This is a genomic window from Carnobacterium sp. (genome assembly GCF_040274945.1).
Taxonomy (GTDB): Bacteria; Bacillota; Bacilli; order Lactobacillales; family Carnobacteriaceae; genus Carnobacterium_B.
Genome location: NZ_JBEMAR010000003.1, coordinates 166,886 through 180,786, shown reverse-complemented (window position 1 = coordinate 180,786; position 13,901 = coordinate 166,886). Strand labels below are relative to the sequence as shown.

General features: G+C 32.6%; 10 protein-coding genes. 6 read left to right on the top strand and 4 right to left on the bottom strand.

Annotated features, from left to right (window positions below; translation table 11 throughout):
- Positions 1–13 precede the first annotated feature (13 nt).
- The 6 genes from ABS916_RS04715 (at position 14) to ABS916_RS04690 (ending at position 8,719) form a co-directional block, all read left to right on the top strand.
- Positions 14–2,761 carry a class I SAM-dependent DNA methyltransferase gene (locus ABS916_RS04715; RefSeq protein ID WP_350450806.1) on the top strand — a complete coding sequence of 916 codons (2,748 nt, stop codon included), beginning with the start codon at positions 14–16 and terminating at the stop codon, positions 2,759–2,761.
- Positions 2,754–3,434 carry a hypothetical protein gene (locus ABS916_RS04710; RefSeq protein WP_350450805.1) on the top strand — a complete coding sequence of 227 codons (681 nt, stop codon included), beginning with the start codon at positions 2,754–2,756 and terminating at the stop codon, positions 3,432–3,434. Before ABS916_RS04715 ends, ABS916_RS04710 begins: the two co-directional genes overlap by 8 nt.
- Complete coding sequence (locus tag ABS916_RS04705; RefSeq protein ID WP_350450804.1) at positions 3,427–5,379, top strand: DEAD/DEAH box helicase; 1,953 nt, start codon at positions 3,427–3,429, stop codon at positions 5,377–5,379. Before ABS916_RS04710 ends, ABS916_RS04705 begins: the two co-directional genes overlap by 8 nt.
- The gene (locus ABS916_RS04700; protein ID WP_350450803.1) at positions 5,372–6,508 is read left to right on the top strand and encodes a GIY-YIG nuclease family protein; all 1,137 of its coding nucleotides are present in this window, start codon (positions 5,372–5,374) and stop codon (positions 6,506–6,508) included. Before ABS916_RS04705 ends, ABS916_RS04700 begins: the two co-directional genes overlap by 8 nt.
- A 730-nt stretch (positions 6,509–7,238) precedes the next feature.
- Positions 7,239–8,069, top strand: a complete 831-nt coding sequence (locus ABS916_RS04695) for an SPFH domain-containing protein (protein WP_226776535.1) — start codon at positions 7,239–7,241, stop codon at positions 8,067–8,069.
- Positions 8,070–8,587: 518 nt separating this feature from the next.
- Positions 8,588–8,719 carry a hypothetical protein gene (locus ABS916_RS04690; RefSeq protein ID WP_013712002.1) on the top strand — a complete coding sequence of 44 codons (132 nt, stop codon included), beginning with the start codon at positions 8,588–8,590 and terminating at the stop codon, positions 8,717–8,719.
- A 124-nt stretch (positions 8,720–8,843) separates the two neighbouring features.
- Here ABS916_RS04690 and ABS916_RS04685 read toward each other — a convergent pair whose 3' ends face one another.
- The 4 genes from ABS916_RS04685 to licT all read right to left on the bottom strand — a co-directional run bounded on the left by ABS916_RS04685 (position 8,844) and on the right by licT (position 13,574).
- On the bottom strand, positions 8,844–9,161 hold the full coding sequence (locus ABS916_RS04685) for a DUF3427 domain-containing protein (protein WP_350450802.1): 318 nt from the start codon (positions 9,159–9,161) through the stop codon (positions 8,844–8,846).
- Positions 9,162–9,283: 122 nt separating this feature from the next.
- The gene (locus ABS916_RS04680; protein WP_350450801.1) at positions 9,284–10,696 is read right to left on the bottom strand and encodes a glycoside hydrolase family 1 protein; all 1,413 of its coding nucleotides are present in this window, start codon (positions 10,694–10,696) and stop codon (positions 9,284–9,286) included.
- A 12-nt stretch (positions 10,697–10,708) separates the two neighbouring features.
- Entirely contained in the window at positions 10,709–12,604 is a 1,896-nt protein-coding gene (locus tag ABS916_RS04675) for a beta-glucoside-specific PTS transporter subunit IIABC (protein WP_350450800.1), read from the bottom strand.
- 112 nt (positions 12,605–12,716) lie between these two features.
- Positions 12,717–13,574 carry a BglG family transcription antiterminator LicT gene (gene licT, locus ABS916_RS04670; protein WP_350450799.1) on the bottom strand — a complete coding sequence of 286 codons (858 nt, stop codon included), beginning with the start codon at positions 13,572–13,574 and terminating at the stop codon, positions 12,717–12,719.
- Positions 13,575–13,901 lie beyond the last annotated feature (327 nt).

Here is a 13,901-nt window from a genome sequence, read left to right as displayed (position 1 = left end):
GTGAGGTATGAAAATGGCAAAAATAAAGAAGTTAAATATTACTGAAATTGAAGATGGACTCAAAAGAGTTGTTACTAATATAAAAGATGAAACATTTATTGAAGAGTTCCTTTCATTTTATGAAATACCTAAAACATCGATAACACGAGCTAATAAAAAATTGTTAGGCGGAAAAGATTTTACCATAAAAAATAAGCTCTTTTATAGAAAAGTCACAGATGATGTTGTCTTAGCTGTTGACACGATTGAACAAGAAATTTTCCAAGAAAAGTCTCAACCGAGGTATATAATAGCTACTAATTCGCATCAATTAGCAGCAGTGGATACAAAAACTAGAGCAACTTTGCATATATCTATTGAGGAACTACCATCCAATGCAGACTTCTTTTTAGCTTGGAATGGGATTGAAAAAGCTGACTACCAAGCAGAAAGTCCAGCAGATAGAAAAGCAGCTGAAAGGTTTGCGAAACTTTATGATGTTGTTGCTAGAGATAATCCTATTGCAGATGAACATGCATTTAATTTGTTTTTAATTCGCACTTTATTTTTACTATTTGCTGAAGATACTGGAATTATGAGTAAAGGTGCATTTATCAATGTCCTGAGAACTAGAACGAACGAAGATGGAAGTAATTTCAATAGTGTTATTAAAGAGTTATTTGAAATTCTAGACATAAGTACATTGAATAGAAAGAATAAAGCAGAATGGTTACTTGAATTTCCGTATGTAAATGGAAAATTATTCGGTGAGCCTCATGTTAATTTAATTTTTTCAAAAAAGTCAAGAGAACTATTAATTGAAGCAGGTGAGTTACTTAACTGGAATGAAATTAACCCAGACATTTTAGGAGCGATGATTCAATCAGTAGCATCTGAAGAAGATAGACTTGTAACAGGTATGCATTATACTAGCGTACCTAATATAATGAAAGTCATTAACCCATTATTTTTAAGTGAACTTAATGGTATTTTTGATGATTTGAAATCTCGATATGAAGAAAATATAATAAAATACGTTACGGAAAAAACACGTAAAGATAATAATCAAGAAATAACAAAAAAATTGAATCAACTATTAGAGAGAATTTCAAAAATTAAATTTTTAGACCCAGCATGTGGATCGGGAAATTTCTTAATAATTTCATATAAAGAAATTCGACGATTAGAGATTAAAATATTACTTTTATTGGATGAGATTCAAGGATTAGATACTATGCCGATTTCTAATATTCATTTGAACAATTTTAGTGGGATCGAATTAGATGATTTTGCTCATGAAGTAGCAAGGCTATCATTGTGGATTGCTGAACATCAAATGAATGAGGAGTTAAAAAATAAGTTGCCTGGAGGTATTGCAAATTTGCTACCATTAAAGCATGCAGGGAATATTATTCAGGGAAATGCAATTCATATCAAATGGAGCAATGTTCTGAATATTAATAAAGATGAGGAAATATATATCATGGGGAACCCACCCTATATTGGCGCCAAGAAGCAAACAACAGAACAAAAGTTGGATTTAAAATTTGCTCTAGATGGAAATGATAAATATAAAAAAATTGACTATATTGCAAGTTGGTTTAACTTAGGCGCAAAATTTATTTCTTGTTTTAAAAAATGTAAATTAGCATTTGTAACTACAAACTCAATAACTCAGGGTGAGCAAGTATCTATGATTTGGCCATCAATATTAGAAAATGCACAAATTAATTTTGCATATACTTCTTTTAAGTGGACTAATAGTGCAAAGAATAATGCAGGGGTAACCGTAGCGATTATTGGTTTGTCATCAAAATGTATCAAGGAAGAAAAATATATTTTTGGTGAAGCTAATAAAATAAATGCAAGAAATATTTCGCCGTATTTAACTGACGGAGAGGATATTGTTGTTTCAAGTAAGAATAATAGTATTTCAAGTTCTCCAAATGCATTTCTGGGCTCTTTGCCATTAGATGGAGGTCATTTGATTTTAGATGAAAACCAGCATAAAATCATTCTCGATGAATATCCTGAAATTAGCAAATTAATAAAAAAATATATAGGATCAACAGAATTTATAAATCAAAGTAAACGCTTTGTAATTTGGATGGATGAGCCATTATATTTAGAATTTGAGAAGCATCCTTTTATTTATGATAGAGTTGAAAAAGTAAAGGAATCTAGACTAAATGGAGGTCAATCAGCTAGAGGCGCTATAGAAAGATCTTATGAATTTTTCACTAAAATTCAACGAGAAAAAGCAATTGAAGAATATAATAAAGAGTTTTCTTCTGAAATGCTAACAATAATTATCCCAAAAGTATCTTCTGAAAACCGATTATATGTTCCAATGGGATTTGTTGGAGAAGATACAGTGGTATCAGATCTAGCAATTGCCATTTATAATGCACCAATGTGGCTTTTAGGAATATTACAATCGCGCATGCATATGGTGTGGCTACGTTCAATTGGTGGTAAGTTCAAAACTGACTATCGTTATTCGGTTAGATTAGTATATAATACTTTTCCTTTACAAAATTTATCAACACAACGAAAAAATGAAATTGAACGTATTGTACTTGAAATTCTTGATTTACGTGAATATGAAGGAGGGACTTTAGCAGACCTTTACAATAGAGATACGATGCCAGAGTCTTTAAGAAAGAAGCATGAAGAGCTTGATGGAATTGTTGATCGATCTTATCGACAAAAAGGTTTTGAAAACGATGAAGAACGTTTAGCTGTTTTGCTAAATCTTTATCAGGAGATGACAAATGGATAAAATTGATAGACTCACAGGTGCACAATTATTGGAAATTGCTAGAATAATTGATGATGATATGAATTGGGAAGATTTAGATTGGTTGATTGATGACTTCTCTGAGAGATATGCATTTGATAACTTAGCTCTGGATTCTCCACTTGAGATACCTAAAACGCGTGAGAGACTAAAGTTATTTACTATTTCTCAAATTTTCAATTTCTTAAAAGAACTTAATGATATTAAGCCTGAAAGTTATTTTAATATTTACAGTCGTATAATTGAATTATATCCAGAGGAATTAAGTAAAAACAATATAAAACAGGTTTTTAAACGCTTTGAAAACTATCCTAATGTTATTAAGGCTTGGGAACAAGCAAATTTTCTTTTGGAAACCAAACATTTTCGTGAAGCAGTAGATAATTCACGTCTTGCTATTGAATTGTTTTTTAAGGAACTTTTTAAAAATAAAAAGTCTTTGGAAAATCAAAAAAATGAAATTGGTGATTTTTTAAAAAAACAACCAAAGGAATTTAGAGATCTTACAATTTCACACATTAGATCTTATGAAGTTTTGCAAAATTCACAATTCAAACATAATTCACCGAGTGGAATAGAGGAAATAGAAGTACGTTATATATTAAATACAACATATTTAATCATGGATTATTTGGAGAGGAAAACACATGACTAGTAACTTATTTGAAATAGACTTTGACAAAGATAAAACTAAAACAACAAACGAACTCGGAATGCGTGAGATGCAAGAACGTGTTTACAAGAAACGTAATTCAAACTACTTATTGGTGAAGTCTCCACCTGCTTCTGGTAAATCCCGTGCACTTATGTTTGTTGGTTTAGACAAGCTACATAATCAAAAGATTAAAAAGGTTATTATAGCTGTACCAGAACGTAGTATCGGAAAATCTTTTCGCAATACTGAATTAAAGAAATATGGTTTTTATTGGGACTGGGAAGTGAAGAAAGAGAATAATCTAACTATGGGTAGTGGAGAAAAATCTAAAGTACAACATTTTGTTAAGTTTATGAATTCAGAGGATCCAACAAACGATATTTTAATTGCCACTCATGCAACATTACGATTTGCCTTTGAGGAGTTAGATGATTCTGTATTTGATAACACATTACTCGCTATCGATGAGTTTCATCATGTTAGTCGTGATGATAATTCTGTTTTAGGAAATGCAATAAGAAGCATTATGTCAAATTCATCTGCGCATATTTTAGCGATGACAGGATCATACTTCCGCGGTGATTCTATTCAGATCTTAGAACCTTCAGATGAAAATAAATTTGATAAAGTAACTTACACCTACTATGAACAACTTGAAGGTTACAAATATTTAAAATCTTTTTCTATGGGTTACAGTTTTTATCGAGGTAAGTATACAGATGCTTTGGAGGATGTAGTCGATGTTTCCAAAAAAATGATTATCCATATACCTAATGTAAATTCTGGTGAGTCTACTAAAGACAAATACGCTGAGGTAGACGAAATTTTAGATTTAATTTCAGATGGTGGAGAGACTTATCAAAATGAAGATGGTATATATAAAGTAAAACGAACAGATGGCAGAATATTATTAGTAGCAGATTTAGTAAACGAAGAGGGAAGAGAAAAAGTTTCTGCATACCTTTCAAATATAACTGATGATATCAAGGATATAGATAAATTAGATATTATTATTGCGTTAGGTATGGCAAAAGAAGGGTTTGATTGGCCGTTTGCGGAGTATGCGTTAACAATAGGTTATAGAAATTCTCTTACAGAAGTAATTCAAATTATTGGGCGTGTTACTCGTGATAGCGCAAATAAAACACATGCTCAGTTTACAAACCTTATTGCAGAGCCTGATGCTCAAGATGACGAAGTTTTATTTGCTGTTAACAGTATTATGAAGGCTATTTCTGCTTCATTATTAATGGAGCAAGTATTGGCTCCTGTTTATAAATTCAAGCCAAAGGATGGAAAAATTGATAAACCAGGTGATTTATCAATTAAAGGACTGAATCCAGCTGACACTACTGAACGCACAAAAAAAATTATTAACAGCGACATGGCCGATTTAAAATCTAGTATTCTACAAAGCAAGGATATTCAGAATGCAATTATCTCTGGAGCTGATGCAAATATGATTAATAAAACATTAATTCCTAGAGTTATTATTGAACGATATCCTTATTTAACAAACGAAGAACTAGAAACAGTTCGGCAACATACTGTTACAGATATAAATATTTCGGCAAGTCAAACATCAACATCAGAAGATGGTAATAGGCAGATAATTAAAATGGCAGATCGTTTTATTAATATAGATGAGTTGAATATTGATTTAATAGATCAGGTAAATCCTTTTCAAAGAGCATATGAGGTAATAAGTAGAGATATTGATGCACCTACTCTACGTTTTATTCAGGATTATTTATCTTCTAACAAGTATGAATTTACCAATGAACAATTAGTTACTGCATATCAACAAGCTAAGCAATTTCGTGTAGAAAATGGTAGAAAGCCAGATAGAAATAGTTCTGATGAAGGAGAACGTTATTTAGCTTATGCGTTGTTAAGATTGTCTGAACTGAAAAAAGAAAGAGAGGCTGAACACAAGAATGACTAGCAGTTTAGATATTATTTTTGAAGATGACTCTTTTGATGAACTTACAAAACAAGGCAAATCCTTAAAACAAGAAAAGCTAGATCCAGAGATAGAGAAATTTCAGGAAATATTAAAATTCGTTGAACAAAATGAGCGAGAGCCACAAAAAACTGATAACTGGTCAAGTGAACGTGAATTATGGGCAAGATTGAGAGGATTTCGTGATAAAAAAGAGCGACTTGAAAAAGTCGAAAAATATGACTATATGGGACTTTTAAAGAAAGAGAATGAGTCAGATGAAGCTTTTGATAGTTTTATAGAAACTATTGAAGAACCAGCTGGATTAGAAGATATACTTAGTCAAGATGATATGTTAGATGACTTTTCAGAGTTGCTAGATATTTCTAGATATAAAAAGACAGTAAATGCTGCAGATAAAATAGGTAGAAGGAAAAGAGCTGCTAATTTTGAGAAATATAAGGACCTCTTTAAACAAGTGAATGAAGAAATTGCGCGTGGAGAACGTAAAATTATTCCATTTGAGCAATATGACATTCAAGAAAATAGGTTCTATATTCAAAATGGTGTTATGATGTATATAGTGTCTATATCTAAAGACACTTTTATTAGTGACAATGGTAAGGAAAATACTCGAATGCACGTTGTTTATGAGAATGGAACAGAAAATAAAGAGTTGCTACTTCAATCTTTAGCATCTTCTCTTTACTCAAAAGAACGTCATGGACGTATGGTGACAGATACTATTGATGAAAATATGCTTGCTGAAAGTTTTGGTGAAGAATTTACTTCAGGTTATATTTATGTGTTAAAATCGCTAAGTAATAACCTGGGAATTGCTCGAATAAATAATCTATATAAAATAGGATTTACGAGAACTGATATTGAAGCTAGAATTTCAAATGCTAAAAATGATGTCACTTATTTAAGTGCTCCAGTTAAAATAGTATTGTCTGCAGAAATTAAGAATGTTAATGCACAAAAATTAGAAAGAACATTACATCATTCATTTGCTGACAGACAAATTATTTTTCAAGATAGTCAGTATAAAAAAGCAACAGAATGGTATGTTGTTCCTATTGAAGAAATTGCGAATAAAATTAATGAGATTATCACTAATATCCAAAAATAAAGATTACTTACTAAATAGAATGCCATTGAGTGAAATTTATTCAAATTAATTAAAATATACTGAAGTATGAACTTAATAAGAAGTTTAATTTTACAGTGTTTAAAAAAAATTGAAATGTAGAATGACCAAACCAGATCTCAAAAAAGCTCGTAAAGCTAGCTAGTTTTCGAAACGATAATTTTACGATATATTTTATTAAAGAGAATTGCAAATCACTTGCAAATATAAAAGATTCAGAGAGCATCCACAGTGAGCAAGAGAATGGTTACAAGAGGTGACAAAAAGAGAGCCCAATATGTGTTTCCATATTGGACTCTTAATATAACACCGTATGGTGAATGATAGGAGTCATATGAATCGATCGGTTCACGTACAGTTCTGTGATAGCATTAAGGTGAAATTCCTAAGTGCTTAAGTGCTACTAGATTTCCATGGAAACTTAACGACTATTTAATTAAAGATAGTTATTTAAGGAATTCAGCGATTGGCTCATTTTTTTGTTATAATTTAAAGTGATGATTTTTTATGGGAAGAGACGAGAAAATAGAGTCAACTCGTAAAAGAAAAAGTATGTCGAAAAGAATATACAGGCTTACAGAAGAAAAGCCTGTGTATTTCTTTTTGTGCATTGCAGTAAACAGTTACACGGGGTGGTAAGTTGTAAGAGAGTAAAGAAAAATATTCGTTATTAAGACAATCATTTAGTTAAAAAAGAAAAGAGGACATAAAATTGAACGAAAAAGAATACGATAAGAACAGCATCAAAAAAATCAAAGGATTAATCATTGGTATTCTAGTAATTATCTTATTGGTAGGCGGATTTTTAGTGTTTTTTGAAAAAATAGAAAATGGTTATGTAGGTGTTCGTTATTCAATGAATGGCGGAGTTAAAGATCAAACTTTAAGTCAAGGGGTTAAATTTGTAGGTCTGGATAAAGTAACCCAGTATCCTATTCGATTACAAACGGTTAAAGCAGAAAAATTAAATTTAGCAACAGAAGATGGAAAAGCTACACATGTATCTATTACATATGCCTATAAAGTAGATTCAAAAAAAGTTTCTGATGTATTTAAAGAATTTGGTAGTATTAATGTAGAAGACATTGAAGCCAATTGGTTAAAAGCACAATTGCTTAAATCCTCTCGTGCTGTAGTAGCCAGATATAGTTTATTGGATGTAACGGGATCGAAATCAACAGAAGTTCAGCAATCCATTTTAGAAGATTTCACTAAAGCAGTTGAACCAAAAGGATTTCTGGTAGAAGATGTTGCTTTTGGGGTACCAGATGTAGATGCTGAAACACAAAAATCAATTGATGAGATCATCAAAGCTGGTCAAGAAAAAGAAAAAGCTCTCTTAGAAGCTGATACAGCAAAAACAAAAGCGGATAGCTTAGCCTATCAAAAAGTAAAAGCAGCAGAAGCTGAGGCTGAAGCCAACAAAAAATTATCAGAATCCATTTCAGAAGAATTGATCAAGTTAAAAGAAGTAGAAGCACGTTTAGAACATGGTTGGGTTGAAGTACAAACAGGTGAAGCAATTGTTGATACTAATAAGTAGGTGATAAAATGATTTTCTTCTTAGGTAAACTTATTTTTATAACGATATTAGTAACTTTAGTAGTTTGTTTAGCACGTTGGCTGTTTAAAGCAGAGAATAAAAATGAAGATGATGATTTCAATTTTTAAGCATCTTCTTTAAACTATATTATTGAACATTTTAAGAAAGAGATTCTTGTGGTTACAAGAGTCTCTTTTCTGTTGCTTATCTTAAATTCCATTCTAATATAAATTACTGACATTTATTGGACAAATTATCTGCTCAATAAACAAAAATTTGTTTGTTACTTCGCGGTTTATCCTGTATTATTTAATGAAGAATGTAAAACCAGATATTGTTATGGTGGGTAAAGGATATAGGGAAAATAATGGATTTAGAAAATAGTGTTGTCTTGAGAACGTATCAATCATTTCTAAGAACTCACTAGTATGGAGAAAGAATCATCCCATTAATGTAGTCATTATTCCTCTTATCTCACTGAAAGTATTTAGTGTTACACTAACAAGGTGGTGTGATAAGTGAATTCAAAAGAGAAAATGTTAGAGATAATTAAAAAGAAACAAGCAGGTGGCGGAAAGTCTAAACAAACAACTGATCCAAAGAATGATATGAAAAACATGCGCAAAGGTCCGAAGATTTTTAATAAGTAATCTTTGGCATAGCAAAAGAGCAGCAGCTGAAATCAGCTACTGCTCTTTTTTGATAAGTCGAATTTTAAATTAAAATAGTTAAGAGATCAAGTCAACACCCTTATGATTACCTTTATTCCCAATATCATTCTTGTCCAGCTTCCAAATAACGATATAAATTCACATCAATTGGTTCTGAAAACTTCAAAAACATTTCCACAACTTTTTTCTTTTCGCCATTTTGAAGTGGTTTTTCTAACTCTATAATAGATTCTTTGACTGGTTTTACTTCTCCTAGATAATAAAATTCAGTTCCTTCGTTATCCGATTTCTTAGCAAATACACGGACATGCCATTTCTCAGCCTCCATTAATTTCTGTACTTCAGGAGAGGACATTGTTCTTGGAGATTTCGTGAACCACTTCATTGTGGAGTAATCGATTAACTCATCTTCATAAGCCATTTATACTCCTAAGAAGTTTTCGCCCTTTTTTAGAGTTACGAAATTGATAAATTAGTCTTTGCTTGATGTATAGCTACTAACGTTCTGGTCTACCATTTGTTTGTCCTATCCTTTATTTTATCCTATCTCTTAAGTGATTCGCCATTTGACTCAATCAAATCCTTATACCAGTAAAAGGATTTTTTTCGAGTACGTTCGAGACTGCCGCTACCGTCTGGTTGACGATCTACATAAATCATACCATAACGTTTATCAATTTGTGCAGAAGCTGCACTTACTAAATCGATACATCCCCAAGCAGTGTATCCAAAGACATCCACTCCATCCTCGATGGCTTTTTCAATTTGTACAATGTGGTCATTGAAGAAATCAATTCTATAGTCATCATTAATCGTAAGCGTACCATCTTCATTAACTACAGGGTTATCGTAACTACCCAATCCATTCTCAGCTACAAACAATGGTAGCTGATAGCGCTCATAATAGAAGTTTAATATATAGCGTAAACCTTGAGGATCGATTGGATATTTCCAGTCACTATACTGCACATATGGATTTTCCAAACCTCTATAGATATTACCTGCTGCTGTGTTATAAGGTGACGGATCTTTCGCCATAGTACGGCTATTATAGTAACTGAAAGTGATGTAATCAACCGTGTGACTTAAATATTCTCTATCTTGATCCGTAATACTGAGTTCAATATTATTTTCTGCGAATAAACGTTTTGTATAGTAGGGATATTCACCTGTAGCATGAACGTGAACAAAGAACGTAGACTCCTGTTGTTTTTCCATTGCGTACAATACATCGTCCGGATTACATGTCATAGCGTAACTCGGATGTGAAGCAACCATACAACCAATTTTAAACTCTGGATTAATCTCTTTAGCAATTTTAGTAACTAATCCACTTGCGACCAATTGATGGTGAGCTGCTTGATATCTTTGACTCATTGACAGATTTTCTTTAGGCGTTAAAATTCCAGCGCCTAGTAATGGTGAAAAGACCGTTACATTAATTTCATTAAAAGTAATCCAATGTGTTACTTTATTCTTGTATCGATTTAATACGACTTCAGCATACTTTGCAAATAAAACAATCATTTTTCTGTCTAACCAAGATCCATATTTTTTAGATAAATGTAGTGGGGACTCGTAGTGAGATAATGTTACTAAAGGTTTGATATTATACTTTTTACAGGTATCGAATACTTTATCATAAAAAGCCAGACCTGCTTCGTTAGGTTCTGTTTCTTCACCTGTTGGAAAAATTCTTGTCCAAGCAATCGACATTCTGTAAACTTTGAACCCTATTTCTGCGAAAAGCTTGATATCCTCTTCATAACGATGATAGAAATCGATTCCTTTCAGCTTGAGGTTATTTTCTGTGGGTTCATCTGCTATAGAACCTAATACTCCGTTAGGCATGATATCCTGAACGGATAGTCCTTTACCATCCTCGTTGTATGCACCTTCTAATTGGTTAGCGGCAGTTGCGCCGCCCCAAAGAAAATCATTTGGAAATTGACTCATTTGTTTTCCTCCTTATTTAACTACTGTCATGATTGTATTTTGATTAGTAACATCACTTTCTTGAGATTCGATTACGTCTAGATACTCATTGGTATTTGTAACGATGATTGGTGTCGTTAGGTCGAAACCTGCACTCAAAATAGCGGCTCTATCGAACTTCATCAGAAGATCTCCCTTTACAAATGAATCCCCAGTTTTTACATTTGCAAGGAAATGTTTTCCTTCTAATTTTACTGTATCTATTCCAATATGAATTAGTAACTCTACACCAGAATTACTTACTAAACCGATAGCATGTTTTGTTTTAAATATCATGGCTACTAATCCATCAAATGGTGCATAAACATTTCCTGATTCAGGTACAACTGCTACTCCTTTACCCATAGCTTCTGTAGCAAAAGCATCATCCTCTACTTCTGTTAGAGAAATCATCTTGCCTTCTATAGGACTACTAACTTCATTTTTTTCACTTAGACCAGTACCTAAAGAGACTGAATCAGTAGTATAACTTCTTGTTCCTTCTTGTTTTTTATCATCTACTGAAACGGAATCAGATTTTGTCGTTTCTTTGTAAAGAATTAAAGATGCTATGAATCCGACAGCTGAACCAATAACGACTGTAATAATCGCGTGATAGAAGTTCCACATAGAGTCTCCACCCATATAAATTGGAGTAGAAAATATATTAGAAGTTCCTGCAGACCAAGCTTTCAATCCCACAATCCCAGCATATAAACCTGCACTTGCTCCACCTATAACCGTAGATGCTAACACACGTTTATTTTGTAATGTTACGCCATACAATGCTGGCTCAGTAACGCCCATAAAACATGAAATCCCTGTAGATGTTGCTAATGATTTCATTTTTTTATTTTTAGTTCTAAAAGCTACCGCCAATACTGCTCCACCTTGTGCCATGTTTGCAGCAAGCATCCCAGGAGTCAAAATACTTCCATATCCCGTAATTGACCTTTGAACCGTTTGTGCTGCTCCAAGACTGTAGTGCATTCCTGTCATAACTAAGAATGGAGCAAGTCCACCAACTAATACGGGAACAATAAAACTTGCCTCTGAATCTAAGAATGTAAAGAACATCGCTAGGTATTCACCAACGATTGCTCCTAAGGGGCCTAAGATAATTAGCCCTATTGGTGCAACAATTAATAGCGTAACCATAGGTACTACAAATACTTTAACTACATCGGGTGTATATTTCCTTGCATATTTTTCAATGTAAGACTGCAGTAATACAATTAAAATAATTGGAATAACAGATGAAGAATAGGTAGCCAATCTAATGGGTATTCCAAGAAAAGCTGCTTCAATACCTTCAGTTCTCATCAAAGTTAACTCGGGATGAAGTAAAATACCTGCGAATACCAAGGCTAAAAATGGGCTTGTTTTAAATTTCTTAGCAGCAGTAGTCGCAATTAAGAAGGGTAAGAAATAAAATACTGCATCTCCCATAATATTTAATATCGCATACGTTTGTGACTCCGGCGTTAACCAGCCCATCGCAGTTGATAAAGCCAATATTGCTTTAATCATACCTGAACCAGCAAGTGCTCCGACTATTGGCGTGAAAATACCAGCGATGGTATCAAAAAATACTGCAACACCTTTCGGTTTTTCTTCTGGTTCAGAGGGACCATCGGTCGATTCTCCTCCTACCAAACCTATAGCTTCATCATAAACATTTTGTACGTGAGGACCTATAATAACCTGATATTGTCCCCCTTTATAAACTGCTCCTACTACGCCATCCATTTCTTTAATAGCTTCTGTATCCGCCAAATCAACATTTCTAAGGTTAAATCTTAATCTTGTAATACAATGCGTTAAATTTGTGACGTTGTCTGCGCCACCTACTTTATTTACAATTTGTTCTGCTAATTGCTTGTTATCCATCTTGATTCCTCCAATGTTTAAGTACAAAAAAACACCTAAAACTCTACGCAAATAATACTTACTTATTTGTGTAGATCGTCTCAGGTGTTGCCTGCCTATACAGTTACAATCCTTAGTTTGATCTTATTTGATTTTCTCTATCTGTTAGACGATTGATGTGTAATATAAAATATAATTGCTCTTCTTTTGTCATTTTAATATCTATCTTTTTGATAAGATAATTGTTAATCTTTAATACACACTTGTACGCTTGTACGTATTTAGTACTCACTTGATCGAAAAGTTGATTCTCATCTGAATCATATCGTTCCTGACGCGTAATCCTTTGTAAAAAATACCTAAGATGTGTTACAAATCGGCTATAGTTCAAGGTATTCTCTTCTATATCTATCGAATAATGAAACTTGATAATATTAAAAGTATCCTGAATGATGATGGTTTCTTTGATACCATTCAAATTCAGATCATAATTTGAATTTTGACCATTTACGAAATGAAGAGCAATGAAACTTGCTTCATCATCTGAAAGTTTCACCTTTTCATAATAGAAAATTGTTTCAAGCATATCTAAGGCTACTTTAAATTCATTTGGATAAAATTTCTTGATTTCCCAAAGAAAAGCATTCTGGATTTGCTCACCGTTCTTGAAACGGAATAATGCATAATTAATGTGATCTGCAAGACCGATATAAATACTATCATTAAATTTAACGTGAAGCCGATTCTCAGCTTCTTTTACAATCTTATCGGTTAGCTCTAGATGATTTGTCGGTATCTCGCCAACAAGATGTACAAATTTATCTATCAGTTCCTGAGACTCCAAAATAAAAATCTTATCGATTTTTGTCTCATCTACTTTATCATTTTCTTTTTTTCCGAATGCAATACCTCTACCTAGTAATATACGTTCAACCATTTTCTCATCATGAGCAAGAATAATATTGTTGTTAAAAATTTTTTTAATCCACACAGAAAACCTCCTCACAACCAAAAAAATACACCTTAACAACTTTTCTATAACAGAAATAAAGCCATCCGTTAAAAAGTAGTTAGGTGTTGCCTGCCTATGCAGTTACAATCCCTTTGGTATTTAATTATCTATACAGTTACATTGTAAGCACTAACAATGTAACTGTCAATAGTTTTTAAAAGTAATTGAAAACGGTATTCTAAAAAATAGTCACTCTAACAAGTGTGAGGAGTTCATTCTTGAAATTTTTATTTTGTGGTAGGTTACTATACCTGCAGTTTTTAAATTGAAACTTAGAAGTACGACTATATCTTTTTATAGCAAAAA

What these genes read in the sequence shown, in the direction of transcription:
- ABS916_RS04680 (WP_350450801.1), bottom strand. Translation starts at nt 10,696, where the DNA reads ATGAGTCAATTTCCAAATGATTTTCTTTGGGGCGGCGCAACTGCCGCT.
- ABS916_RS04710 (WP_350450805.1), top strand. Translation starts at nt 2,754, where the DNA reads ATGGATAAAATTGATAGACTCACAGGTGCACAATTATTGGAAATTGCT.
- ABS916_RS04700 (WP_350450803.1), top strand. Translation starts at nt 5,372, where the DNA reads ATGACTAGCAGTTTAGATATTATTTTTGAAGATGACTCTTTTGATGAA.
- ABS916_RS04705 (WP_350450804.1), top strand. Translation starts at nt 3,427, where the DNA reads ATGACTAGTAACTTATTTGAAATAGACTTTGACAAAGATAAAACTAAA.
- ABS916_RS04685 (WP_350450802.1), bottom strand. Translation starts at nt 9,161, where the DNA reads ATGGCTTATGAAGATGAGTTAATCGATTACTCCACAATGAAGTGGTTC.
- ABS916_RS04675 (WP_350450800.1), bottom strand. Translation starts at nt 12,604, where the DNA reads ATGGATAACAAGCAATTAGCAGAACAAATTGTAAATAAAGTAGGTGGC.
- ABS916_RS04715 (WP_350450806.1), top strand. Translation starts at nt 14, where the DNA reads ATGGCAAAAATAAAGAAGTTAAATATTACTGAAATTGAAGATGGACTC.